Origin of the sequence: Micromonospora sp. CPCC 205739 (genome assembly GCF_036906795.1) — a bacterium.
Classification (GTDB): Bacteria; Actinomycetota; Actinomycetes; order Mycobacteriales; family Micromonosporaceae; genus Micromonospora.
Window position 1 is genome coordinate 1 of the sequence record NZ_JBAKHS010000038.1, and the last position, 22,118, is coordinate 22,118.

Sequence of the window (22,118 nt, forward strand, 5' to 3'; positions counted from 1 at the left end):
CAGGTCTCGGCCTACCCCTTCCACTACGCCCAGTGGGAGCAGCAGGCCGCCGACCTCGTCGCCAAGCACTGGAACAACTGACCGCACGTAAACGACACGCTGGCCGGCACCCCCACGGGGGTGCCGGCCAGCGGCATATCCACCCCCACCCACCCCCCGGTGATCATGAAGTTGGCGGCAGTGGAGGAGATCCACACCGCCGCTAACTTCATGATCAACGCGGGGTGCGAGCGGGGATGGTGGGTGCGGCGGGCGGCCAGCGGTGCGTGGGGGCGGCCGGCCTGGCTCGCGCAGGAGTGATCCGGTCGGCGTCGGGTTACGTACTGCCGGGCGGGGACCGTGAAGGGGGAGCACATGGCGGACGCGGGCCGGGACGACCGTCCGACGACGGGCAGCGAGCAACCGGCCGTGGAGGGCGCGGGGGAGCGGCCCGAGCCGGTCGTGGTGGTGACCGGCGAGCCGGCCGACGAGCCACCGCCGGACCGCCCGTCCTGGCCGCGCAGCACCCGCCTGCTGACCGCCGCCGCGATCGTGGTGCTGGCGCTCGGCGCGCTCGCGGTGGCCGTCACCCTGGCCAACCCGGACCGGCTGGGCGTGGCCTTCTCCGGCGGCCGCGGGCCGGCGCCGTCGGTCACCTTCGCCGCCGAGCCGGGCGGTGCCGGGGCGGCCGAGGCGGCCGCCGAGGAGGCGCTCACCGCGCCGGTGGCCGGCCGCCGCCGCGCGACCTTCGAACTGGCCGACGGGGTGAGCGCGTTCCGGCTGCGCACCGAGGACCTCGGCGACGAGCTCTACCGGATCAGCAGCCCGGGTGACTCCGCGGTCGTGCCGCGGCCCGAGGTGCTCGGGGACCGGGTGCGGTTGCGCCTGGCCGACAGCGGCCGGGTCGGGAACGGATCCGTCGACGTGGTGCTCAACGCCCGCCTGGTGTGGCGGCTGCGCCTGGTGGGCGGGGTCAGCCTGCACCAGCTCGACCTCGGGAGGGCCCGGCTGGCCGGGGTGGACCTGATCGGCGGCGCGGCCCGCGTCGACCTCGACCTGCCGCCCACCGTCGGCACCCTGACGGTACGGATGACCGGCGGCGTCAACCAGTTCACGATCCGGGCGCCGGATGGCCCCCCGGTACGGGTCCGCGCCGCCGCCGGCGCCGGTGGCGTCACCGTGTACGACGACCGGCGCGACGGCGTCGCCGCCGGGGAGATCATCAGCTCGCCGAACTGGGACCGCTCGGTCGACCGGGTCTACGTCGACCTGGTCGCCGGCGCCAACCGCGTCACCGTCGGCACCGACTAGCGGCACTCGCCCCCGGCTGCCGGCCTCGCTTGCCGAACGACTGTGCCACAGCGGGGGCGTCCGTGCAGGTCACGGGCTTGGTGAGGGGCGAACCGGGCCACCCTGGGCGGGCGGGGTCGTCGGCGGCATAGAGTCGGGCCGTGGACCGTACCGAATCGTTGCCGGCACAGACCCGACCACCCGGCGTGGCCCCGGTCGATCCGGGCAGCGTGCTGCTGCCCGGTCACGACGTGCCGCTCGGGCGCTACACGACCGTGCGGCGGCTGCTGCCGCAGCGGCAGCGCCGGCTGGTCGGGGCGTGGTGCTTCGTCGACCACTTCGGCCCGGACGATGTCGCCGAGCGGCCCGGCATGGAGGTGCCGCCGCATCCGCACACCGGCCTGCAGACGGTCACCTGGCTGCTGGAGGGCGAGATCGTGCACCGGGACAGCCTCGGCAACGTCCAGCCGATCCGCGCCGGCCAGCTCAACGTGATGACCTCCGGCCACGGCATCGCCCACTCGGAACGGTCGCCGGCCACACACCCTCCGGTGATGCACGGCGTGCAGCTGTGGGTGGCGCTGCCGGATCCGGCGCGGGCCGGCGCGGCCGACTTCGCCCACCACGCCGAGCTGCCCCGCTGGCGCGACGGCGAGCTGGACCTTACCCTGCTCGTCGGCGAGCTGCGCGGCGAGCGCTCGCCGGCCGTGGTGCACACCCCGCTGCTCGGCGCGCAGCTCGAGGCCCGCGCCGCCGCGCAGGCGACGCTGCCGCTGCGACCCGACTTCGAGTACGGCCTGCTGGCGATGTCCGGCGCCGCGCAGGTCGACGGTCTGGACCTGGCCCCGGGCGCGCTGCTCTACCTGGGCGCCGGGCGGGACCGGCTGGACCTGCGGGCCGACGCGGGCAGCCGGCTGATGCTGCTCGGCGGCGAGCCGTTCGAGGAGCCGCTGGTGATGTGGTGGAACTTCGTCGGCCGGTCGCACGAGGAGGTGGCGACCGCCCGGGAGGACTGGATGGCCGGCCGGCGGTTCGGCGTGGTCGCCGACGACACCGCGCCGCCGCTGCCCGCCCCGGAGATGCCGACCACCCGGCTGAAGGCGCGCGACCGTCGCGGCGACGTCCGCGGCTGACCGGCAGGCGTGTCCACCGTCGGGGTGGGTAGTCGCGGGGCATGACCCGCAGTGTGACGACAGAGGACAGGAAGCGGCTGGTACGTCGGCTCGCCGGTGACGGTCGTGGCTTCGCCGAGCAGTACGGCTTCCGGGTGACCAACAACCCGTCGAGCCTGTTCCAGCTGCTCTGCCTGGCGGTGCTGCTGGCTCGCCGGGGTGACTTCCGGCGTGCCCTGGACAGCGCCCACGCCCTGCCCGACAACGGGTGGGACAGCGCCGCCCGGCTGGCCCGCTCGCTGCACGCCGACCGGGTGCGCGTGCTGCGCGAGGCCGGTCAGCGCGGCGACGTCGACGAACTGGCCAACCTCCTCGGCGACCTGGCCCGCGTGGTGGTCGAGCGGTACCGGGGCGACCTGCGCCGGCTGCGCGCGTCGGCCGGGCACGACCCGGGCCGGGAACGGGAGCTGCTGACCACGCTGCCCGGGGTGGACGACCAGGTGGTCGACCTGTTCCTGCGCGAGACGCAGGCGCTGTGGCGGGAGGTCGCGCCGGTGGCCGACAAGCGGGCGTTGACCGCCGCCCGCCGGCTGGGGCTCGGCCGCTCCGCCGACGACCTGGCCGAGCTGGCCGGCAGCGGCGAGTCGGAGCGGCTGGCCTGGCTGGTGGGCGCCCTCGCCCGGGTGGATCTGGAGCAGCGGTACGCCGAGGTGACCCGCTGAGCGCGGGTGCCGTGGCCCACACTCTCGGGAAAATCAGCCGTACGGGTGATGTCATATCGTATGATGATCGTGGCAGTGATGCCCGCCCGGTTCGGGCGAACATCCACCGCTTGGCGGTACGCGACCCGGTTCGGGCGTGGACCCGCCAGGGACAGGTACGCGTGGCGCCCCAGGTCGCGGTTCGTGACCCGGGGCGCCCGCCTGTTTCCGGGCGTCGCGAGGGCTCTCACCGGGCCAGGGTGGCCAGCAGGTTCACCGTCGCGGCGATGATGATCGCCCCGAACAGGTACGACAGCAGCGCGTGCCCCAGCACCGTCCGGCGCATCTCGTGACTGGTCAGGTTGGTGTCCGAGACCTGGAACGTGGCCCCGATGGTGAACGCCACGTACGCGAAGTCGACGTAGCAGGGCTTGCCGGGCTGGTGGAAGTCCACCCCGCCGTCGGGTCCGGTGTAGTAGATCCGCGCGTACCGGGCGGTGTAGACGGTGTGCACCACGAACCAGGACAGCAGCACGCTGAGCATGGCCAACGCGCCGGAGGCGTCCCGGTAGGCGCCCGGCTGCGCGGTACGCGCGTTGGTCAGCACCAGCGCGACCGCCAGCAGACTGGCCAGGCAGGCGACCAGCAGCAGGACGTCCCGGGCCGCCCGGTTGGGGTCCTCGTACACCGCCAGCGCCGCGGTGCGGCGGGCGTCCAGCGGCCAGAGCGTCCGCCAGACGAGTAGCAGCCAGCTCACCGCCGCGGCGTCCCAGCCGACCAGCGGAGCCAGGCCGGGGGAGACCAGCGCGGCGAACAGCCCGCCGGCGCAGAACCCGACCACGCCCATCACGGTGAGCTGGACGGCGGCCGGGGTGTGCCGGTCCGGCGTCCGAGCGGTCACGGGCCGCTCCTCGGCGACCCGGTGGCTGCCCGCACCGCGCGCCGGCGGTTCAGATGCGGCGCAGGTGCTGCGAGACCCGCGTGTGCGGCTCCCGGGCCTGGGCGGCCCGCTGCGACCGGCTCAGCTCCGGGGCGGCGTCGATGCCGGCGGAACGGGCCACCTCGTTGCCGTTGGCGTAGTCCACCGGCGGCAGCGCGCGCAACGCCTTGAGCACTTCCGGCGGGGCGCCCTCCCGTTCGGCCTCGCGTACCACGTCGTCCTTCTCCGCCGGGTAGTCCAGGCTGGACAGGTACTGCAGGACGTCGGTGTAACTCGCCATGGCGTGAGCTCCCTCGCCGCCTCGATCCGGTCACGACCGGCGGCGGTTACCCGTCCGGCCCCGGGTCACGCACCGACCCGGCGGGGAATCGCTGTCGTTTCCGGCGACCAGGGCCGGGTACGCGTCCCCTCCGACGCCGAAGGGGGAGCCCCGATGAACTACGACACCTTCGTCGACCAAATCGCCCGACGGACCCGGACCGGCTCCGAGCGGGCCGTGGAGCTGACCCACGCGACGCTGGAGACCCTCGCCGAGCGGTTGACCGGGGGCGAGGTGCTCGACCTCGCCATCCAGTTGCCCACCCCGTTGCAGCTGGTCCTCAAGCCCAGCCCCAGCCTGGAGGCGGCGCAGCGCTTCGGCGCCGCCGAGTTCGTCGCGCGGGTCGGGCAGCGGGCCGGGGTCGACGAGGCGGCGGCCCGCAAAGCCGTCCAGGCGGTCTTCTGCACCCTGCGGGAGGCGGTCACCGGCGGCGAGTTCGACGACCTGGTGACGCAGCTGCCGCGCGACTACCGGGAGATGGTGGAACCGGCGCTCACCCCGGGCGCGAGCGTGCTGCGCCGCGCCTGACCGACGCAGGCGGGGGACCGGCCGGCTCAGGTCACCGCGCCGGCGGCCCGCAGGGCGGCGATCCGTTCGGCGTCGAAGCCGGCCTCGGCCAGCAGCTCGTCGGTGTGTTCGCCTGGTCGGGGCGGGGGTCGGCGTACCGAGGTGGGGGTGGCGGAGAACCGGGGTGCCGGCGCGGGCTGGACGACCCCGTCGTGTGTCACGAACGTCCCGCGCGCCCGCAGGTGCGGGTGCTCCGGCGCCTCGCGCCAGTCCAGCACCGGCGCCGCGCAGGCGTCCGAGGTGGCCAGCAGCTCGGTCCACTCGTCCCGGGTGCGGGTACGGAACAGCCGCGCCCACGCCTCGCGCAGCGCCGGCCAGTTGGCCGGGTCGAGCCGGTCCAGGGCCTCGTCGCCGGGGAGTGGGAAACCGGTGAGCCGGACCAGCTCGTCGTAGAAGCGCGGCTCCAGCGCCCCGACCGCCAGGTGCCGCCCGTCGGCGCACTCGTACGTGTCGTAGAACGGCGCGCCGCCGTCGAGCAGGTTGACCCCGCGCTGGTCCTGCCACATGCCGAACCGGCGCAGCGCGTGGACCTGGGTGCTGAGCACCGACACGCCGTCCACGATGGCGGCGTCGACCACCTGGCCGGGCGCGCCGGCGCGGACGGCGTAGAGGGCCGCGACGATGCCGAGGGCCAGCATCATCCCGCCGCCGCCGAAGTCGCCGAGCAGGTTGATCGGCGGCACCGGGCGCTCCCCGGCCCGGCCGATGCCGTGCAGCGCGCCGGTCAGCGCCAGGTAGTCGATGTCGTGGCCGGCGGCGTGCGCGTACGGGCCGTCCTGGCCCCAGCCGGTCATCCGCCCGTACACCAGGCGCGGGTTGATCGCCAGGCACTCCTGCGGGCCCAGGCCCAGGCGTTCGGTCACCCCGGGCCGGTAGCCCTCGATCAGGGCGTCCGCGTCGCGCACCAGGGCCAGCACCACCTCGCGCCCGGCGTCGGACTTCAGGTCCACGGCCAGCGAGCGGCGGTTGCGGTTGAGCAGGTCCTCCGGGGGGCCGGCGAAGTCGGCCGGGGTGGTGCGGTCCACCCGGACCACGTCGGCGCCGAGGTCGGCGAGCATCATCGCGGTGAACGGGCCGGGCCCGATGCCGGCCAGCTCGATCACGCGGACGCCGGTGAGGGGGCCGACCGGGGTGGTGGGGGCGTCGTCGGTCATCGCGTCACGATAGGCCCCACCCGGTCCCCGCGTCCCGCCCCGACCCCGTCGAGGGCCGGCACACAGTGGTTGGTCAGGGCAACCAGCCCCCGCAGAGCTTGGCGTACGGAATGAGCCTGACCTAACCTTGACGCACGAGGGGAGTACTTCCCACGAACCATTCCGGTCAGTACGGCGTCCCGGCACGCCTCGGGTGGTTGCCCGCGAAACAGCGGGTGAAGGAGACCTCGAGCATGTCACCGTGTTCGAGGAGGCTCCATGAGCGAATTGTCGTACCTGTCTGCCGCTGAGTTGTCGTCGGTCGGCTCGCCCACCCTCTGGACGGTCACCATCGTCGGCGTGCTCGCGCTGCTGGTGCTGGACTTCCTGGTGACCCGGCGCCCGCACGAGGTCTCGATGCGGGAGGCGCTGGGCTGGTCGGCCTTCTACGTGGCCCTGCCGCTGGCCTTCGGGGTCTGGATCTGGTCGCGTTTCGGTTCACAGCAGGGCGTGGAGTACCTGACCGGTTACCTGGTCGAGAAGTCCCTTTCGGTCGACAACCTTTTCGTCTTCATGCTGCTGCTGGCCGCGTTCGCCGTGCCCGCGGTGCTGGCCCAGCGGGTGCTGCTCTACGGCATCGCCGGCGCGCTGGTGCTGCGCGCGATCTTCATCGCCCTCGGCGCCGCCGCCCTGAAGACCCTCGACTTCGCCTTCCTGCTCTTCGGCCTCATCCTGGTCGTCACCGCGATCAAGCTGCTGCGCGACGCCCTCTCCGGGCACGAGCAGGAGGTCGACATCAACAAGATGCGGTCGGTCCGGCTGCTGCGCAAGGTGATGCCGGTGGTCGACGACTACCACGGCACCCGGATGACCGTCCGGCAGCACGGCCGCCGGGCGCTCACCCCGTTCGCCCTGGTCGTGGTGGCGGTGCTGGCCACCGACATCGTCTTCGCCGTCGACTCGGTGCCCGCCGTCTACGGCATCACCGAGGACCCGTACCTGGTCTTCGCCACCAACGCCTTCGCCCTGCTCGGCCTGCGCGCGCTCTACTTCGTCCTGCACGCCGCGCTGAGCCGCCTGGTGCACCTCAGCTACGGCCTGGCGATCATCCTCGCCTTCATCGGCGTGAAGCTCGGCCTGCACTGGGCGCACGGCATCTGGTCCGGCGTCCCGGAGATCCCGACCCTGGCCTCCCTCGGCGTGATCATCGGCGTGCTGGTCGTCGTCACCATCACCAGCCTGCGGGCCACCCGCGACCGGGCCCCCGGCGAGCGCGAGGTCGTCACCGAGCGACGGTGAGCCGGCCCAGCCGGCGGCGGCCACCGCGGCCCGCCGCCGGCTGGGGCGTCCGCCCGTCCGGGCGGGGGTACGGCCGAACGGCCCCGCCGGCGACGTCGACGGTGGTACGACTGACGGGTGGGAATCGTGTCACCGGGCTTCCAGGGCCGGCCCCGCCCGAGCGGGCCGGAGCTGCCGCCTGGTCAGTACCTGACGGAGGACTTCCCGGTGCTGTCGGCGGGCCCGACGCCGAGGGTGCCGCTGGACACCTGGGAGTTCGTGCTCAGCACCGAGACCGGCGTCGAGTACCGCTGGACCTGGGACGAGATGCTCGGCCTGCCGCAGGAGACGCCGACGGTCGACATCCACTGCGTCACCCACTGGTCCAAGCTCGGCACCAGCTGGCAGGGCGTCTCGCTGGACACCCTGCTCGACGGCGTCGACACCCGCGCCCGGTACGCGCTGGCCCACTCCTATGGCGGCTACACCACCAACCTTCCCCTGGACGACCTGCGCGGTGGGCGGGCCTGGGTGGTGCACACGTACGACGGTGGGCCGCTCCCGGGCGAGCACGGCGGTCCGGCCCGGCTGCTGGTGCCGCACCTGTACTTCTGGAAGTCGGCGAAGTGGGTGCGCGGCCTCCGTCTGCTCGTCGACGACCAGCCGGGGTTCTGGGAGACCGCCGGGTACCACGACTACGGCGACCCGTGGCGCGAACAGCGCTACGCCGGCGATTGAGCGCGCCCCTGACGTGGCGGGTGGCCCGGCTGGTGGAGCGCCGGGTCGAGACACCGTCCGCCCATACCCTGGTCCTGGAGACGCCCGGCTGGCCCGCGCACCTGGCCGGGCAGCACGTCGACATCCGGCTGACCGCCGAGGACGGCTACCAGGCCGCCCGGTCGTACTCGCTGGCGGCGCCGGCCGACGGTGACCGGATCGCGCTGACCGTGCAGCGGGTGACCGACGGCGAGGTATCGCCGTACCTGCTCGACACCTACGCCGAGGGCGACCCGATCGAGCTGCGTGGTCCGCTCGGCGGGTACTTCGTCTGGCGGACCGACGAGACCGCGCCGGTGCTGCTGGTCGGCGGGGGCTCCGGGGTGGTGCCGCTGATGGCGATGGTCCGGGCCCGGCGGGACGCGGGCAGCCGGACGCCGTTCCGGCTGATCTACTCCGTGCGCACCCCGGCCGACGTCATCTACGCCGACGAGCTGCGCCGCCGGGCCCGCGACGACCACGGCCTGGACGTGGCGTACGTGTACACCCGGGAGGCGCCCGACGGGTGGCGGGGCACGCCGCACCGGATCGGCCTGGTGGACGTGAACACCCACGGCTGGCCGCCTGATCTCGAACCGCTCTGCTACGTCTGCGGCCCCACCGGCTTCGTGGAGACCGTGGCGGACCTGCTGGTGGGCCTGGGTCACCAGAGCCGACGGGTACGCACCGAACGGTTCGGCCCCACCGCCTGAACCTCCGAGGAGGCCCGATGACCGATATGTCCTACGTGGACGGCAACATGCTCGACGGTCCGCTGCGCGAGCTGTTCGCCTTCGACCTGAGCACGGCGACCGCACGCTGCCAGTCGTGCGGGTCGCTCGGCCCGATGGCGGGGCTGCACGTCTTCTCCCACGCGCCGGGGCTGGTCGCCCGCTGCCCGGTCTGCGCCGAGGTGATGCTGCGCCTCGTCCGGGCGCCCGACCAGGCCTGGCTGGACCTGCGCGGCGCCACCTTCCTGCAGGTGCCGATGCCGGCGGAACCCACCTACCACCGCCCCGGCTGACGCTGCCGCAGGGTGGCCGGGGCCGCTCGGTGGACAGGACGGGCCGTCGGGACCAGAGTGGTCCCGCGTGAGATACCTGCGCAGCGCCGGCCCGGTCGGCATCCGACGCCCGCGCCCCGGCGACGAGGCCGAGTTCGTCGCCGCCGCCCGCCGCAGCCGCGAGCTGCACCACCCCTGGCTGAGCGCCCCCGACACCGCCGAGAAGTTCGCCGCGTACCTGGCCAAGGCGCGCCGCCGGGACCAGCAGAGCTTTCTCATCTGCGACCGGCCCAGCGGGGACATCGCCGGCTACGTCAACATCAGCGGGATCATCATGGGGCCGCTGCGCGGCGGGTTCATGGGCTACGCCGCGTTCCTGCCGTACCGCGGGACCGGGCACGCCTCGGCCGGCATCGGGCTGGTGCTGGCGCACGCCTTCGAGACGTTGGGCCTGCACCGGGTGGAGGCGAACATCCAGCCGGGCAACGAGCCGTCGAGACGGGTCGCCCGCAAGCTCGGCTTCCGGCTGGAGGGGTACTCGCCGGACTACCTCTTCATCGACGGGGCCTGGCGCGACCACGAGCGCTGGGCGGTCACCGCCCCGGCGTGACCGTGCCGGCCACGAGTGGCGGACCCCGCCGGGAGCGTGCCCCGCGCCGGCGCCGGCGCGGCGGACGCCGACCCCCCCGGGCTGCAAGCCGCATAGGAAAACCCCAGCATCCTGCTGCAGGTTCTTCGTGCTTCCGGCCCGCTCCTACCGCGGCACCACCTCGATCAAGTCTTCGTTGAACAGCCTCGACCCTGGCCTGACCACCCGGCCCAGCTTCTCGTTCCACACCGGCTCGATCGGCAGGATGATGACCGCCTCGATGTACCGCTCGATGAATGCGCGCTTCTCGTGGATCGTGGTGGCCGGGTTGTCCCAGCCCTTGCGTACGTCCCTCGCCTGGTCCGCGGACGCCCCCCGGTTCTCGACCACCGAACGGGCGGCCAGCAATTCGTCCCGTTCCTTAATTAGCTCGGCCCGCATGGCGAAGTAGTCCTTCCCCGGCAGCCTCTGGCTCTTGTTCGGGTGCTTCCATTGCGCCCACAGCTCCTGGAGCAGTTCCTCGATGTCCTCCAGGCGCTCCCTGTCGTCGGAGTCAGGCTCAGTGACGGGCTCGCCATCGGACAGCCTGTCGTGGTGCTCGAACGCCAGGTCGCGGATCAGGGCATCGACCTTCGGCATACTCCGGGTGTTGCTCCCGCATCCCCCGTCGAGCTTGCTGTCGCACTGGTACCGGAAGTAGCGCTCGCCCCGGACCACGCTGCTCGCGCCCGTCATGCGGGGGTGGTGCTGGCACTTGCCGCACCGGACCAACCCAGAGAGCAGGTACTTGCGATTGCCGCCCACCTGGTAGTCCAGGGCCGGCTTCGCCCTTTCGCCGATCCGCGCGATCAGCGCGTCCCACTTGTCTCGGGTAAGGATCCGCTCCCATTGTCCGACAACCTCGGTGCCGTCCGGCCTCTTGACGACCTCCCAGTGGTCGCTCAACCGGCCGGCGGCGTCCGGCGTCCGCACCATCCTCGCCCGCAGCCCGCACAGCCGAGGGTTGCGCAGCATCGACAGGAAGGGCGACCACTTCCAGGTGTTGCCGCGGGGGGTCAGCACTCCCCGGTCGTGCCAGTCTTGCATCACGCCCGTGGGGGTCACGCCGGCCAGGATCTTGTCGACGGCCTGGCGGATCTCCTCAGACTCGGCCTGGTCGAGCGTGCGCTTGTCTGCCAGCCAGCCGAAGGGGCGATGGGCGCCAACCGGGATGCCCTGCTCGGCCAACTCCTGGTGCTTGCGCTTGTTCCGGCGCGACATGTCAGCGCTGGCCTTGTTCGCCATCGCCACCATGACCCGAGCCATCGCCCGGCCGTCGTCGGTGTTCAGTTCGAGCGAGCCACTGACCCCCTCGAATCGGCGCTTGTAATACTCGGCCAGTTCGATCGCGTCTTCAAGATCCCGCGAGTCACGGGCCAGCCGGTCGATGTTGTAGACGGCCACCCCCTGCTGCGCGCCAGTGCGGAGGGCGGTCAGCATCTTCTGCCAGCGGGGCCGGATCACACGCCACACGTAGTAGCGGAAGCCTTCGGGGTCGATCAGCGTGATCCGCTTCTTCTTGAACGCCGACGTATCGTTCTCAACGTAGAAGGTGATCTGGCTAGCGCCTCGTACTAGAACGTGCCCTACGGTGTCCCCACCCTGCCGGCGCACGCCACCCTCGTCCTCGTTCCGGTCGTCGGAGATGCGCAGGTAGATGGCGACGTGCATCCCCGCGAAGGACTGAGCGTGGGAGGGCAGCAGGGTGAGGCCCATCTGGTCCCGCGCAAGGTCACCCAGCACGGTGAGGCCGTCGAGGTCTTCGGTGGGCCGTAGGAGCAGGCCGGCGGGGTCAAGCATGAAGATCACTGTACAAGTTCAGGGTAGAACATGGAACGCATTGCAAACATCCCCTGCACGTCGGCCCCCGGCGGCCCTGAGCTGCCTGGCCAGATATGCCGAGCCGTACGGGCCCTGCTCCTCGCCGGCCACGGTGGCGAAGACCAGGATGGCCTCGCTGCGCCGGGTGGCCATCACCCGGGTCAGCTCCATCCCGGACCGGGTCGTCCTGGCGGGACAGGGTGTGCCGGGTGCCGAAGGCGGCGAGCCGGCGGACGGTGGCCTCGATCCGGTCGCGGTCCACCTCCCGCAGCAGGGCGCGCAGCTCGCGGTCCGGGGTCTGGGGTCGGGCGGGGTGGCCGGGCCCGGCGGGCCGGGCGGCCTGCGCGGCGGCGGGCCCGGTGGTCAGCGGTACGGCGACGGTGGCGGCGGTCGCGACGGCGGAGGCGGACAGGAAGGTGCGGCGGGTGGACCTCGTGGGCCGGTCGCCGGTGCTCTCGTGTGCTCCCATGACGGCATCCTCACCACCGCATGGGGGATCTGTCCATATTTATCGTCGTGGATCGTTCGGATTCATCCGGTGCGGGTGATGCCGGCCCACCTCGGCGTTCCTACCGTGGGTGACATGCCTGCCGTGCGACCCACCCCGGCCGACCCCACCCCCGGTGTGCGCACCGCGGCCCGGGAGGCCGGCAACCAGCGGGCCATGCCGCCCGAGCTCGGCCCCGGCTCGCTCGCGGTGCTCAGCGGGCCCACCTTCATGTACTCCGACTCGACCGGTGACGTGCCGCCGGGCAGCATCGGCGGCCTGGTCCACCTGGACACCCGACTGCTCAGCCGATGGGTGCTCACCGTCAACGGCGCCCGGCTGCTGGTGCTGCGCGCCGAGACCATCGACCACTACTCGGCGCAGTACGTGCTGACCAACCCCGAGCTGCCCGGCCTGCCCCCGGACAGCCTGGGCATCCGGCGGCTGCGCTACGTCGGCGACGGCTTCCACGAGCGGGTGGAGCTGTTCTCCTTCCGGCCGGAACCGGTCCGGGTGGAGCTGCGGCTGGCGGTCGACGCGGACTTCGCCGACCTGTTCGAGGTGAAGTCCGTCGTGCAGGACCGCTCTGCGCGCATCACCCGCGACCACCGGCCCGGTGAGCTGTGCTTCTCCTACGCCGGAGACGAGTTCGGCGCGCAGACCCGCGTCCGGTGCTCGGTGCCCGCCGACCGGCTCGAGGGCGACGAGCTGGTGTGGGACTTCACGCTGCCGTCGCGCGAGGGCTGGAAGGTCGACCTGCACGTGCCCCTGCCGCCAGGGCTCGGCGTGGTGGAGCCGGTCCGGGGCGACATCGCCGACGTCATCCACCGGCGGGCGGATGACCCGCTGCGGCGGTGGACGGTCGAGCGGGCGGTGCTGACCAGCGACAACGAGGCATTGGAACGGATCGCCCGGCGCTCCCGGGACGACGTGTCGGCGCTCCGACTCGACCTCGAGGTCAAGGGTCAGCGGATCATGCTGCCCGGCGCCGGGCTGCCGTGGTTCCTCACCGTCTTCGGCCGGGACACCCTGATCACCGCGTACCAGACCCTGGTCGCCGGGCCGGCCCTGGCCAAGGGCGCGCTGCTCGGGCTGGCCCGGCTGCAGGGGACCGAATGCGACGACTTCACCGACGAGGAACCCGGCAAGATCCTGCACGAGGTGCGCAGCGGCGAGCTGACCCGCACCGGCCTGAAGCCGTACGGGCCGTACTACGGCACCGCCGACGCCACGCAGCTCTGGCTCATCCTGCTCTCGGAGTACTGGCGGTGGACGCGCGACGACGACACCGTCCGGCTGCTGCGGGACAACGCGCTGGCCGCGCTGCGCTGGATCGACGAGTACGGCGACCGGGACGGTGACGGCTACGTCGAGTACGCCACCCGCTCGCCCGAGGGGCTGGGCAACCAGTGCTGGCGGGACTCGCCCGACGGGGTCTGCTTCGCCGACGGGCGCATCCCGGTGCTGCCGCTGGCCACCTGCGACGTGCAGGGCTACACGTACGACGCCAAGGTGCGCCTCGCGGAGCTGGCCGACGGCCCGTTGGCCGACCGGGGCCTGGCCCGTCGGCTGCGTGCCGACGCGGCGGCCCTGTACGAGCGGTTCAACCGCGACTTCTGGATCCCGGAGCGGGGCGGCTACTACGCGGTGGGCCTGGACGGCGACAAGAACCGGGTCGACGCGAAGACCTCGAACATGGGCCACCTGCTGTGGAGCGGCATCGTCCCGCCCGATCGCGCGGAGGCGGTGGTGCGCCAGCTGATGTCCGACGACATGTTCTCCGGCTGGGGCATCCGTACCCTGTCGCGGGAGGAGCGGCTCTACAACGCGCTCGGGTACCACCTCGGCACGGTCTGGCCGCACGACAACTCGCTGGCCGCCCTCGGCCTGGTCCGCTACGGCTACCGGCAGGAGGCCAACCGGATCTGCCTGGCCCTGATCGAGGCCGCCGAGCAGTTCGGCTACCGGCTGCCCGAGGCGATGAGCGGGTTCGACCGCGAGCGCCTGCTCTTCGCCGTGCCGTACCCGACCGCGTGCAGCCCGCAGGCGTGGGCGGCCGGCGCCCCGCTGGCGCTGGTCCGGGCGATGCTGGACCTCCAGCCCGTGGACGGGCGGCTGACGCTCAACCCGGACATCCCCGCAGAGATCGGCCGGATCGCCAGCGAGCGGGTCCGCGCCTTCGGCCACTGCTGGGAGATCGAGGCGGTGGGGCGCAGCGGGTACGTGCGGCTCAGCGACGCCTGACCGACCCGCGCTGCCGCCGCGCCGGTCGCGGCTCCGGCCGCCGTGCCGCCGCGCAGGTCGCGGGCCGGCCGGCACGTTTGTCCGGCGGGGCGACGGGAACGGCAGCGGGCATGACGAAACCTCGTGTGGTGATCGTGGGGGCCGGGTTCGCCGGTTACCACGCGGCGAAGACGTTGAGCCGGATCGCCCGCAACCGGGCCGAGATCGTGGTGCTCAACTCCACCGACTACTTCCTCTACCTGCCGCTGCTGCCCGAGGTGGCGGCCGGGGTCGTGGAGCCGAGGCGGATCTCGGTGCCGCTCAGCGGCACCCTCGACGGGGTACGGGTCGTCGTCGGCGAGGCCGACCGGGTCGACCTGCAGAACCGCTGGGTCGGCTTCACCCAGCCCGAGGGGGACCAGGGCAAGATCGCGTACGACCGGCTGGTGCTCTCCGTGGGCAGCGTCAACAAGCTGCTGCCGATCCCCGGGGTGACCGAGTACGCGCACGGCTTCCGCGGCCTGCCCGAGGCGGTCTACCTGCACGACCACGTGATCCGCCAGATCGAGCTCGCCGAGCAGGCCGAGGACCCGGCCGAGCAGCGGGCCCGGTCCACGTTCGTCGTGGTCGGCGCCGGCTACACCGGCACGGAGGTGGCGGCCCACGGGCAGCTCTTCACCGACGCGCTGCGCCGGCAGCGCCCCCGGCTCAACGTCCGGCCCCGCTGGATGCTGCTCGACGTGGCGTCCCGGCCGCTGCCCGAGCTCGACCGGCGGATGTCCCAGACCGCCGACCGGGTGCTGCGCCGGCGCGGCGTCGACGTGCGGATGGGCACCTCGGTCGCCGAGGCCACCGCCGACGGGGTCAAGCTCACCGACGGCGAGTACGTCCCGACCTGCACGCTGGTCTGGTGCGTCGGCGTACGCCCCGACCCGTTCGTCGCCGAGCTGGGACTGCGCACCGAGAAGGGCCGGCTGGTGACCGACGAGTACCTCAACGTCCCCGGCTTCCCCGAGGTGTACGCCTGCGGCGACGCCGCCGCCGTGCCGGACCTGACCCGCCCCGGCGAGATCTGCACGATGACCGCGCAGCACGCCCAGCGGCAGGGCAAGCTCGCCGCGCAGAACATCGCCGCCTCGTACGGGCACGGCAAGCGCAAGCCGTACAAGCACCACGACCTCGGCTGGGTGGTCGACCTGGGCGGCAAGGACGCCGCCGCCAACCCGCTGCAGGTGCCGCTGGCCGGCCTGACGGCCAAGGCGGTCACCCGCGGCTACCACCTGCTGGCGATGCCCGGCAACCGGACCCGGGTGGGAGCGGACTGGCTGCTCGACGCCGCGCTGCCCCGCTCGGCGGCCCAGCTCGGACTGGTGCCGGCGAACGCCGTACCGCTGGAGAGTTCGTCGCCGGAGGTGCCGGTCCGCCGGTGACCTCGGCGGGGTCGGCCGCAGACGTCGCCCGGGCCGACCGGCACGGTGGGCCTGAACAGTGAGCGGTCCCCGGTGGGGACGAACGTCGTCAGGCGATGCCGAGGCCGGCGTCGGTGGCCGGGCGGGCACCGCCGACGAACGCGTCGAGGTCCGGCCCGTGCAGCACTCCGCCCGGCACCGGGTCGGCGGCCACCCGGGCGGCGAGTCGGCGCACCGGAAGGCGGCCGGGGCGGTGCGCGGCGGCCAGCACCACGTTGCCGTACCGGCGTCCGCGCAGCATCCGCCGGTCGGCCACCAGGCAGACGTCGGCGAAGACCGCGCGCAGCGTCGCCACCTGCACCCGGGTGAAGACCAGCGGTGGCAGATCCGTGACGTTGACCAGGTAGACGCCGTCCGGACGCAACGTGCGGGCGACCTCGGCCACGAACTCGACGCCGGCGACGTGCCCGGGCATCCGCGCCGCCCGGTAGATGTCGGCCAGCACCAGGTCGTACCCGTCCGGTGCCGACCCGGTGACCGCGTCCCGCGCGTCGGCCACCTCCAGCACCACCTCCGGGACCGGCGGCAGCTCCCCGGTGACCAGCCGGACCACGGCGGGGTCGCGCTCGACGACCCGCTGCGCCGACCCCGGGCGGGCCGCCGCCACGTACCGGGGCAGGGTCAGCGCGCCGCCGCCCAGGTGCAGCACGGCCAGGGGCAGTCCCGGGGGAGCGGCCAGGTCGACCAGGGCCGCCATCCGCCGGACGTACTCGAAGTGCAGGTGACGGGGGTCGGCCACGTCGACGTACGACTGGGCGACGCCCCCGGCGAGCAGCGTGCGCCCGGTCCGGCGGGCCGGGTCGACGACCAGCTCCAGCCGGTCGTCCGCCTCGCTGTCCATGCCGGCACGCTAGCCGTGGCCGGGCCTCGGTGTACGGGTGGGGCCACATGATCGTCCTCCGGCACCGGTGACGGGTGCCGGGTCGTCCTTCGCCACCCGGTGATGCGGCACCGTCCGTGCCGTGGCGGGCCGGGAGGCGTGCCGGCCGGGTCGGAGGGCGCATCGCCCTCCGACCCGGCCTCGGGGCGGGTCAGCCGCCGGCCATGCCCGCGCCGACCTCCTCGATCGCGTCGTCGACCAGGTGCGCCAGGTCGACGTCGGAGGCGGTGACCGCGTCGACCGAGCGGTTGCGGACGGTCAGCACCGCGTTCTCCGGGTCGGGCCGGCCGATCTGCGGTCCGCGGCCGGTCTCCACCCGCAGCAGGTCGAGCCGGTCGAGCACCCGGTCGAGGTTGTCGGCGGGCAGCTCGATGGTCCGCACCAGCGACCGCCGGTCGCTGGACCAGTAGGGCAGGTCGTTCAGGGCAGCGCGCAGCTCCGCCTCGGTCAGCGGGGCGGCGGCGCTGTGCGGGCCGACCAGACCACCGCCGGGCGCCGGCGGCGTGAGCAGGTCACGCAGCCCGTCCGGCACGTCCAGTGACTCGATCAGTTCACCGTCGTGGTCGGCCAGCGCGGCCAGGGTCGCCTGCGCCTGGTAACGGGCCTGTTCCGGGGTGAGGCTACTGAGCCGACCCACCTCGGCCAGGAAGCCCGGCAGGTCCTGGTGCCGTTCGATGCCGTCCACCGGCACCACGTCGTGCAACTTCACCGGCACCGCCGCGAGCAGCCGTTCCCGCTCGGCCTCTTCCAGCGCCCAGGCCAGCGCCAGCACCGTGGCCTCGGCGGCGACCTTCGCCGTGGAGAAGTCGACCCCGGCCCGCCGGCCCACCTCGTCGACCAGCTCGCGGTACGCCATTCGTTCCGCGCGGGGCGTGCCCTGGTCCGAGTCGGGCAGGGGCCGGGTCGCCACCGCCGGGACCGTCGGCACCGGCGGCGCGGGGCCGCCCCGGGTGGTGTCCGGCTTGTGCACGCCGGCCGGCATAGGACCGGCCCGTCGACCCCGCTCCAGGCTGGTGAGCTGCTTCGACGCGCTCAGGCTGCTGCCGGTCTCGCTCGGCTGCCGGCCCTGCTCGCGGGCCTGCCGTGCCAGGGCCCGACGGCGCTTGTTGTCGCCCTCCATCTGCTTGCGCATGCTCGCACCTCGCTCCTGTCGGGGTTCACCTCATCCGCCGTCGCGTTCCCGCCGCCCGGCGGAAGGTAACGGGCCGAACCCGGTCGGCGGGTTCACTCGCCGGGGGTGAGGGGCGCTCACCCGCCCGGGCCGCACGATCGGGGCGGACCGGAGGTCTTCCGAGGAACGCGGAAGGGAAGGTCGTCATGAAGAGGATCGTCGAGATCGTCCCCGCCCGACCCGGCTGGTACTCCCGGTGGCAGGTCGGCCCTGACGCGACCCGCTGCTACCCGGTGAGCCTGTGGGCGCTGCTCGAGGAGACCGACGGTTCCGGCCGCGAGGTGGTGGGCGTGGACTGCGCCGGCCAGTGGCCCGGATCGGACGTCAACGAGGTCGGTGGGGATTTCGTCCGGTACCTGTTCCAGACGCCCGATTCCGGTCCCCCGGAGGACGCCGAGCCGCCGTCCCCGGCCGACCTGCGCGAAGACGGGCCACGGCTGCAACCGGCCGTCGCCACCTAGACACTCCTCCCGGCCCCCGACCCCTGGTCCCAGGGTCGGGGGCCACCCCGCCCGGGGCGGCTCCCTCAGCCGGCCTCGCGCGCCTCGTCGGCGCGGGCCGGCGGGTGCTCCACCGCCAGCAGCTCCGCGAGCCCGGTGCGGTCCAGCAGGTGCTGCAGCTGCGGGTTGACGCCGGCCAGCCGGAGCGGCCCGGCGTCGCCGCGACCGATCACCACGAATGCGCTGAGCCCGGAGGAGTCGCACAGACCGACGCCGGCGAGGTCGATCACGAGCTCGCGGTGACCCGCGGCGCGGGCCTGGGCGGCCGCGGCGACCAGCTCCGGCGCGCTGTCGAAGTCCAGGTCACCGGTCAGCCGCAGCCGGGCGCACCCGGCGTCGAGCCGGGTCACCTCGATGGTCAACAGCTGGGATGCCATGTCCCCATGTTCCCAGCCACCCGCGAGTGGAAAACGGCCGGGGCTCAGGCGGAGGCGGCCCGGTCGGACAGCGCGGCCGGGGGGAGCTCGGTCCGTGCGGCGGGCAGCGGCCGGGCCAGCAGGCCGGTCACGCCGGTCATGTCGAGGATGGTGTCCAGGAAGCGGGGGGTGGCGCGCAGCCGGATGGCGGTGCCACCCTGCTGCCCCTCGCGCCACGCGTGGACGATCACGGACAGCCCGGTGCTGTCGATGAAGAGCAGGCCGGCGAAGTCCAGCACGAGGACCGCGGGGCGCTCGGCGAGGACCTTGTCGATCTCGGTGCGCAGCGGCCCGGAGGTGGTGAACGCGAGGTCACCGCCGACCGAGATGACGGGCGCCGCCGGGTCGGACCGGTCGACGGCCATGCTCAGCGGGGTGGCCTCGGGCTTCCTCCCGTGGGGCACGCGATCACGCCTTTCCGCAGGCTGCCGGTCGGGCAGGACTTTCCGGGATCGTAACAACACCGGTCGGGCTCCGCCCGCTGGTGTGAATCGCGGTCGCACCCGGCCGTGGGGTGGCGGTACCCGCACTCCGGCGTAGGGTGGGGCGGAGAGATTGGAACATACACACCTTTCCGCTTACCGCGGGTGTCGACATGAGGAGTGGGGCTCAGCTGGTGACTGCTGCCGACGTCAGGGGCTCGGACCCGGGCGACGGACGGATCTCCACGCCGAGCGCCACCCGGCCTGCGGCGCGTTCGTCCAACGCCGCCGACCGGCCCGGGTCCGCGCTGGCGCCGCTGTCGCCCGACCGTGGCCGCCCGGAGCCCGACTGGTCGGAGGTGGTCGAGCACTTCCGTGAGGGTCTGATCGTCTGCGACGCCGACGGCGTGGTGCGGCACCTCAGTCCGGTCGCGGAGCGCCTGCTCCCCGAGGTGGTGCCCGGCCGAGCGCTGGCCGCCACCGGCGTGGCCGCGCTCGCCACCGGCGACGCCAGCGAGTTCGGCCACCGTGGACGTCGGCTGCGGGTCCGCCAGGTGCCGCTCTCCGGCGCCCGTAGCTGCCACTACGTCGAGGACGTGACCGACAGCGTCAGCCGCGCCGACGCGCTGCTCGCCGAGCGGGCCCGCTCGGCGTTCCTGGCGGTCGTCGGCGAGAAGCTCGGCAACCCGCTGCACCCCGACCGGGCCGCCGCCGCGGTGGTGCGGCTCGCCGTGCCCACGCTGGCCGAGGTCGCCGTCCTGGTGCTCGCGCCCCGGGCCGGTCGGGCCCGCTGGTGGCGCGCGACGCGGTCGGAGGACGAGGCGGCGGCCGTGGACAGCGGCATGTTGTCCGCCGCCGCCCTGCCGACCGCGATCGCGGAGGGGCTCTGCGGCGCCGAGCCGCACGCGGTCGACTGGCTGGTCGAGCAGGCGGTGGAGGCCGGCTGGCTGCCGGGCCTTCAGGCACGCGAGGTGGCCGCCCGGGTGGTGCCGCTGCCCGGCCGGGACGCTCCCGCCGGTGTGCTGCTGGTCGCCCGCCGCGCCACCCGCTGGTACGACGAGGACGACCTGGAACTGCTGCGGGCCTTCGCCGCCCGGGCCGGGGCCGCGTTGACCACGGCCGTGCTCTATCGCGACCAGGCCGAGGTCGCCGACACGCTCCAGGCCAGCCTGCTGCCGGTCGAGCCGGTGACCGTCGCGGGCGTGCAGTGGGGCACGGCGTACCGGCCGGCGCAGGCGAGCCTGCGCATCGGTGGTGACTTCTACGGCTCGCACCGGCTGCCCGACGGCGGGTCCGTCTTCTTCCTCGGCGACGTCTCCGGCAAGGGCGTGGAGGCCGCCGTCTTCACCGGCCAGCTCCGCCAGTGCCTGCAGGCGCTGCACCGGGTCGAGTCGCACCCCGGCCGGTTGCTGAAACTGCTCAACGACGCATTGCTGGAGACCACCCTTGCGCACGGCCAGGGACGCTTCGCCACCATGGTGCTCGGCGTCGTCCGCCCGCAGCGCGACGGCGGCCTGACCCTGACCATGGCCGGCGGCGGTCACCTGCCACCGCTGGTGCTGCGCGCCTCCGGCGACGTCGAGACGGTGCCGCTCAGCGGCATGCTGATCGGGGTCGTGCCGGACCCGCGCATCGGCGAGGTGACCGTGCGACTCGACCCGGGCGAGACCTGCCTGCTCTACAGCGACGGGGTGACCGAGGCGCGCGGCGGCCGGCGCGGCGACGAGCAGTTCGGCCAGGAGCGGCTGGTGACCGCGGTGACCGGCTGCCACCGGGTGCCCGCGCCGGCTCTCGCCGAGCGGGTCGAGCAGGTGACCTGCGACTGGCTGGCCCAGGGCGACCACGACGACATCGCGGTGCTGGCGCTGCGCGCCACCGGCCCGGGCGGGCGTCCGCCGCGCCACCTGCACGCCGTACCCGCGGTGGACCGGCCCGGCGAGGAGAGGGAGACCCGATCGTGACCGCCCCGACCACCGAGGCCGACCCGGCGCAGGCGTACCACGAGTTCCTCCAGGCGCTGGAGGAGGCGGACGAGTACGCCGCCACGGACGTCGCCGTCCGGCTGCTCGACGACGGGGTGCCGGCCGAGCGGGTGCTGCTCGACCTCGTCGCGCCCGCGCAGTCCGAGGTGGGGGAGCGGTGGGCGCGCAACGAGTGGAGCGTCGCCCAGGAGCACGCCGCGACGCACATCAGCGAGCGGGTGGTGGCCGCCGTCGCGGCGCACGCCATTCGGCGCGCCACCCGGGGACGGGTGGTGGTGGCGTGCATGGACGGCGAGTGGCACGCCCTGCCGCCCCGGCTGGTCGCGGAGGTGCTGCGGCTGCGGGGCTGGCAGGTGACCTTCCTCGGGGCGAGCGTGCCCGCCGCGCACCTGGTGTCGTACCTGCACCGGTACGACGCGCACGCGGTCGCCCTGGCCTGCGCGCTGCCGATGCGGCTGCCGCACGCGCACCGCATGATCGAGGCCTGCCGCCGGTCGGACGTACCGGTGGTGGTGGGTGGGCGCGGCTTCGGCGAGGACGGCCGGTGGGCCCGCACCCTGGGGGTGGCCTGGGCGCCGGACGCGCCGAGCGCCGCCGACCTGGTCGCCGACGAGCGGGCACTGCGCCGGGTCGGCCCGGCAGACCTGCCGCACCTGGCCGACGACGAGTACGCCAGCCTGGTGAAGCGGCGCGGCGAGCTGATCGACTCGGCCCTGGCCGACCTGCGCGCGCGGGTGCCGTCGGTCGAGCACTACACCCCGGCGCAGCTCGACTCCACCGTCAGCGACCTCGGGTACATCGTCGACTTCCTGGCGGCGGCGCTGTACGTCGACGACAGCTCGCTGTTCACCGACTTCGTCGGCTGGCTGGTGGAGATCCTGACCAGCCGCGGGGTGCCGGCCGCCGCGGTCGGGCTGACCCTCGGCCACTACCACCGGCAGCTGCGCGACTTCCCCCGCGCGGCCCGGTTCCTGGCGCTCGGCGAGGCCGGCCTCCCGGGGCGTGGCGCCACCCGGCCCTGACCGCGGCCGTTCCGCCGCG

Annotated in this window: 23 protein-coding genes; 15 read left to right on the plus strand and 8 right to left on the minus strand. The window is 73.8% G+C overall.

Annotated elements, in window-relative coordinates; translation table 11 throughout:
- Positions 1 to 159: 159 nt before the first annotated feature.
- The 4 genes from V6U88_RS29320 to V6U88_RS29335 all read left to right on the plus strand — a co-directional run bounded on the left by V6U88_RS29320 (position 160) and on the right by V6U88_RS29335 (position 3,103).
- Positions 160 to 300 carry a hypothetical protein gene (locus V6U88_RS29320; protein WP_334458097.1) on the plus strand — a complete coding sequence of 47 codons (141 nt, stop codon included), beginning with the start codon at positions 160 to 162 and terminating at the stop codon, positions 298 to 300.
- Positions 301 to 354: 54 nt separating this feature from the next.
- Positions 355 to 1,290, plus strand: a complete 936-nt coding sequence (locus tag V6U88_RS29325; RefSeq protein WP_334458099.1) for a hypothetical protein — start codon at positions 355 to 357, stop codon at positions 1,288 to 1,290.
- Positions 1,291 to 1,430: 140 nt separating this feature from the next.
- Positions 1,431 to 2,402 (plus strand): pirin family protein, encoded by a 972-nt coding sequence (locus tag V6U88_RS29330; RefSeq protein ID WP_334458101.1) that lies wholly within the window; start codon positions 1,431 to 1,433, stop codon positions 2,400 to 2,402.
- Between the two features lie 41 nt (positions 2,403 to 2,443).
- A complete protein-coding gene (locus V6U88_RS29335; RefSeq protein ID WP_334554399.1) occupies positions 2,444 to 3,103 on the plus strand; it encodes a hypothetical protein in 660 nt (219 codons plus the stop codon).
- Positions 3,104 to 3,329: 226 nt separating this feature from the next.
- On the opposite strand, the gene V6U88_RS29340 is transcribed toward V6U88_RS29335, so the two are convergent.
- Together V6U88_RS29340 and V6U88_RS29345 are read right to left on the minus strand one after the other, a co-directional pair.
- On the minus strand, positions 3,330 to 3,983 hold the full coding sequence (locus V6U88_RS29340; RefSeq protein WP_334458104.1) for a DUF1345 domain-containing protein: 654 nt from the start codon (positions 3,981 to 3,983) through the stop codon (positions 3,330 to 3,332).
- A gap of 49 nt (positions 3,984 to 4,032) precedes the next feature.
- Entirely contained in the window at positions 4,033 to 4,302 is a 270-nt protein-coding gene (locus tag V6U88_RS29345) for a DUF2795 domain-containing protein (RefSeq protein WP_334458106.1), read from the minus strand.
- Between the two features lie 153 nt (positions 4,303 to 4,455).
- On the opposite strand from V6U88_RS29345, the gene V6U88_RS29350 reads away from it, so the two are divergent.
- Positions 4,456 to 4,869 (plus strand): DUF2267 domain-containing protein, encoded by a 414-nt coding sequence (locus V6U88_RS29350; protein ID WP_334458108.1) that lies wholly within the window; start codon positions 4,456 to 4,458, stop codon positions 4,867 to 4,869.
- A 26-nt stretch (positions 4,870 to 4,895) separates the two neighbouring features.
- On the opposite strand, the gene V6U88_RS29355 is transcribed toward V6U88_RS29350, so the two are convergent.
- Complete coding sequence (locus V6U88_RS29355) at positions 4,896 to 6,062, minus strand: CaiB/BaiF CoA transferase family protein (protein WP_334458110.1); 1,167 nt, start codon at positions 6,060 to 6,062, stop codon at positions 4,896 to 4,898.
- 258 nt (positions 6,063 to 6,320) lie between these two features.
- Between V6U88_RS29355 and V6U88_RS29360 the strand changes: the two genes are divergently transcribed.
- The 5 genes from V6U88_RS29360 (at position 6,321) to V6U88_RS29380 (ending at position 9,688) form a co-directional block, all read left to right on the plus strand.
- Positions 6,321 to 7,340 (plus strand): TerC/Alx family metal homeostasis membrane protein, encoded by a 1,020-nt coding sequence (locus V6U88_RS29360; protein ID WP_334458112.1) that lies wholly within the window; start codon positions 6,321 to 6,323, stop codon positions 7,338 to 7,340.
- 126 nt (positions 7,341 to 7,466) lie between these two features.
- Positions 7,467 to 8,057, plus strand: coding sequence for a sulfite oxidase-like oxidoreductase (locus V6U88_RS29365; RefSeq protein WP_334458154.1), 591 nt, complete (start codon positions 7,467 to 7,469; stop codon positions 8,055 to 8,057).
- Positions 8,054 to 8,788, plus strand: a complete 735-nt coding sequence (locus V6U88_RS29370) for a ferredoxin reductase (RefSeq protein ID WP_334458114.1) — start codon at positions 8,054 to 8,056, stop codon at positions 8,786 to 8,788. The genes V6U88_RS29365 and V6U88_RS29370 overlap by 4 nt, the downstream gene beginning before the upstream one ends.
- A gap of 17 nt (positions 8,789 to 8,805) precedes the next feature.
- The gene (locus V6U88_RS29375) at positions 8,806 to 9,099 is read left to right on the plus strand and encodes a DUF6510 family protein (RefSeq protein WP_334458116.1); all 294 of its coding nucleotides are present in this window, start codon (positions 8,806 to 8,808) and stop codon (positions 9,097 to 9,099) included.
- 67 nt (positions 9,100 to 9,166) lie between these two features.
- Positions 9,167 to 9,688: a GNAT family N-acetyltransferase gene (locus tag V6U88_RS29380; protein ID WP_334458118.1), complete on the plus strand. Its 522-nt coding sequence runs from the start codon at positions 9,167 to 9,169 to the stop codon at positions 9,686 to 9,688.
- 144 nt (positions 9,689 to 9,832) lie between these two features.
- On the opposite strand, the gene V6U88_RS29385 is transcribed toward V6U88_RS29380, so the two are convergent.
- On the minus strand, positions 9,833 to 11,506 hold the full coding sequence (locus tag V6U88_RS29385) for a recombinase family protein (RefSeq protein ID WP_334458120.1): 1,674 nt from the start codon (positions 11,504 to 11,506) through the stop codon (positions 9,833 to 9,835).
- Between the two features lie 604 nt (positions 11,507 to 12,110).
- On the opposite strand from V6U88_RS29385, the gene V6U88_RS29390 reads away from it, so the two are divergent.
- Both V6U88_RS29390 and V6U88_RS29395 read left to right on the plus strand, forming a co-directional pair.
- Positions 12,111 to 14,258 carry an amylo-alpha-1,6-glucosidase gene (locus V6U88_RS29390; protein WP_334458122.1) on the plus strand — a complete coding sequence of 716 codons (2,148 nt, stop codon included), beginning with the start codon at positions 12,111 to 12,113 and terminating at the stop codon, positions 14,256 to 14,258.
- Between the two features lie 110 nt (positions 14,259 to 14,368).
- A complete protein-coding gene (locus V6U88_RS29395; RefSeq protein ID WP_334458124.1) occupies positions 14,369 to 15,667 on the plus strand; it encodes an NAD(P)/FAD-dependent oxidoreductase in 1,299 nt (432 codons plus the stop codon).
- Positions 15,668 to 15,755: 88 nt separating this feature from the next.
- Here V6U88_RS29395 and V6U88_RS29400 read toward each other — a convergent pair whose 3' ends face one another.
- On the minus strand, positions 15,756 to 16,547 hold the full coding sequence (locus V6U88_RS29400) for a spermidine synthase (RefSeq protein WP_334458126.1): 792 nt from the start codon (positions 16,545 to 16,547) through the stop codon (positions 15,756 to 15,758).
- A 190-nt stretch (positions 16,548 to 16,737) separates the two neighbouring features.
- Positions 16,738 to 17,718 (minus strand): DUF2267 domain-containing protein, encoded by a 981-nt coding sequence (locus V6U88_RS29405; RefSeq protein ID WP_334458129.1) that lies wholly within the window; start codon positions 17,716 to 17,718, stop codon positions 16,738 to 16,740.
- Between the two features lie 185 nt (positions 17,719 to 17,903).
- On the opposite strand from V6U88_RS29405, the gene V6U88_RS29410 reads away from it, so the two are divergent.
- Positions 17,904 to 18,218 carry a hypothetical protein gene (locus tag V6U88_RS29410; protein WP_334458131.1) on the plus strand — a complete coding sequence of 105 codons (315 nt, stop codon included), beginning with the start codon at positions 17,904 to 17,906 and terminating at the stop codon, positions 18,216 to 18,218.
- A 65-nt stretch (positions 18,219 to 18,283) separates the two neighbouring features.
- Here the strand turns inward: V6U88_RS29410 and V6U88_RS29415 are convergent, their stop codons facing one another.
- Positions 18,284 to 18,634, minus strand: a complete 351-nt coding sequence (locus V6U88_RS29415; protein ID WP_334458133.1) for an STAS domain-containing protein — start codon at positions 18,632 to 18,634, stop codon at positions 18,284 to 18,286.
- Positions 18,635 to 18,678: 44 nt separating this feature from the next.
- Positions 18,679 to 19,077 (minus strand): STAS domain-containing protein, encoded by a 399-nt coding sequence (locus V6U88_RS29420; protein WP_334458135.1) that lies wholly within the window; start codon positions 19,075 to 19,077, stop codon positions 18,679 to 18,681.
- A 212-nt stretch (positions 19,078 to 19,289) separates the two neighbouring features.
- On the opposite strand from V6U88_RS29420, the gene V6U88_RS29425 reads away from it, so the two are divergent.
- Positions 19,290 to 21,056 carry a PP2C family protein-serine/threonine phosphatase gene (locus tag V6U88_RS29425; protein WP_334458138.1) on the plus strand — a complete coding sequence of 589 codons (1,767 nt, stop codon included), beginning with the start codon at positions 19,290 to 19,292 and terminating at the stop codon, positions 21,054 to 21,056.
- Positions 21,053 to 22,099, plus strand: coding sequence for a cobalamin B12-binding domain-containing protein (locus V6U88_RS29430; RefSeq protein WP_334458139.1), 1,047 nt, complete (start codon positions 21,053 to 21,055; stop codon positions 22,097 to 22,099). Before V6U88_RS29425 ends, V6U88_RS29430 begins: the two co-directional genes overlap by 4 nt.
- Positions 22,100 to 22,118: the final 19 nt, after the last annotated feature.

What these genes read in the sequence shown, in the direction of transcription:
- V6U88_RS29325 (WP_334458099.1), top strand. Translation starts at nt 355, where the DNA reads ATGGCGGACGCGGGCCGGGACGACCGTCCGACGACGGGCAGCGAGCAA.
- V6U88_RS29335 (WP_334554399.1), top strand. Translation starts at nt 2,444, where the DNA reads ATGACCCGCAGTGTGACGACAGAGGACAGGAAGCGGCTGGTACGTCGG.
- V6U88_RS29345 (WP_334458106.1), bottom strand. Translation starts at nt 4,302, where the DNA reads ATGGCGAGTTACACCGACGTCCTGCAGTACCTGTCCAGCCTGGACTAC.
- V6U88_RS29350 (WP_334458108.1), top strand. Translation starts at nt 4,456, where the DNA reads ATGAACTACGACACCTTCGTCGACCAAATCGCCCGACGGACCCGGACC.
- V6U88_RS29355 (WP_334458110.1), bottom strand. Translation starts at nt 6,062, where the DNA reads ATGACCGACGACGCCCCCACCACCCCGGTCGGCCCCCTCACCGGCGTC.
- V6U88_RS29360 (WP_334458112.1), top strand. Translation starts at nt 6,321, where the DNA reads ATGAGCGAATTGTCGTACCTGTCTGCCGCTGAGTTGTCGTCGGTCGGC.
- V6U88_RS29375 (WP_334458116.1), top strand. Translation starts at nt 8,806, where the DNA reads ATGACCGATATGTCCTACGTGGACGGCAACATGCTCGACGGTCCGCTG.
- V6U88_RS29385 (WP_334458120.1), bottom strand. Translation starts at nt 11,506, where the DNA reads ATGCTTGACCCCGCCGGCCTGCTCCTACGGCCCACCGAAGACCTCGAC.
- V6U88_RS29390 (WP_334458122.1), top strand. Translation starts at nt 12,111, where the DNA reads ATGCCTGCCGTGCGACCCACCCCGGCCGACCCCACCCCCGGTGTGCGC.
- V6U88_RS29395 (WP_334458124.1), top strand. Translation starts at nt 14,369, where the DNA reads ATGACGAAACCTCGTGTGGTGATCGTGGGGGCCGGGTTCGCCGGTTAC.
- V6U88_RS29400 (WP_334458126.1), bottom strand. Translation starts at nt 16,547, where the DNA reads ATGGACAGCGAGGCGGACGACCGGCTGGAGCTGGTCGTCGACCCGGCC.
- V6U88_RS29405 (WP_334458129.1), bottom strand. Translation starts at nt 17,718, where the DNA reads ATGCGCAAGCAGATGGAGGGCGACAACAAGCGCCGTCGGGCCCTGGCA.
- V6U88_RS29410 (WP_334458131.1), top strand. Translation starts at nt 17,904, where the DNA reads ATGAAGAGGATCGTCGAGATCGTCCCCGCCCGACCCGGCTGGTACTCC.
- V6U88_RS29415 (WP_334458133.1), bottom strand. Translation starts at nt 18,634, where the DNA reads ATGGCATCCCAGCTGTTGACCATCGAGGTGACCCGGCTCGACGCCGGG.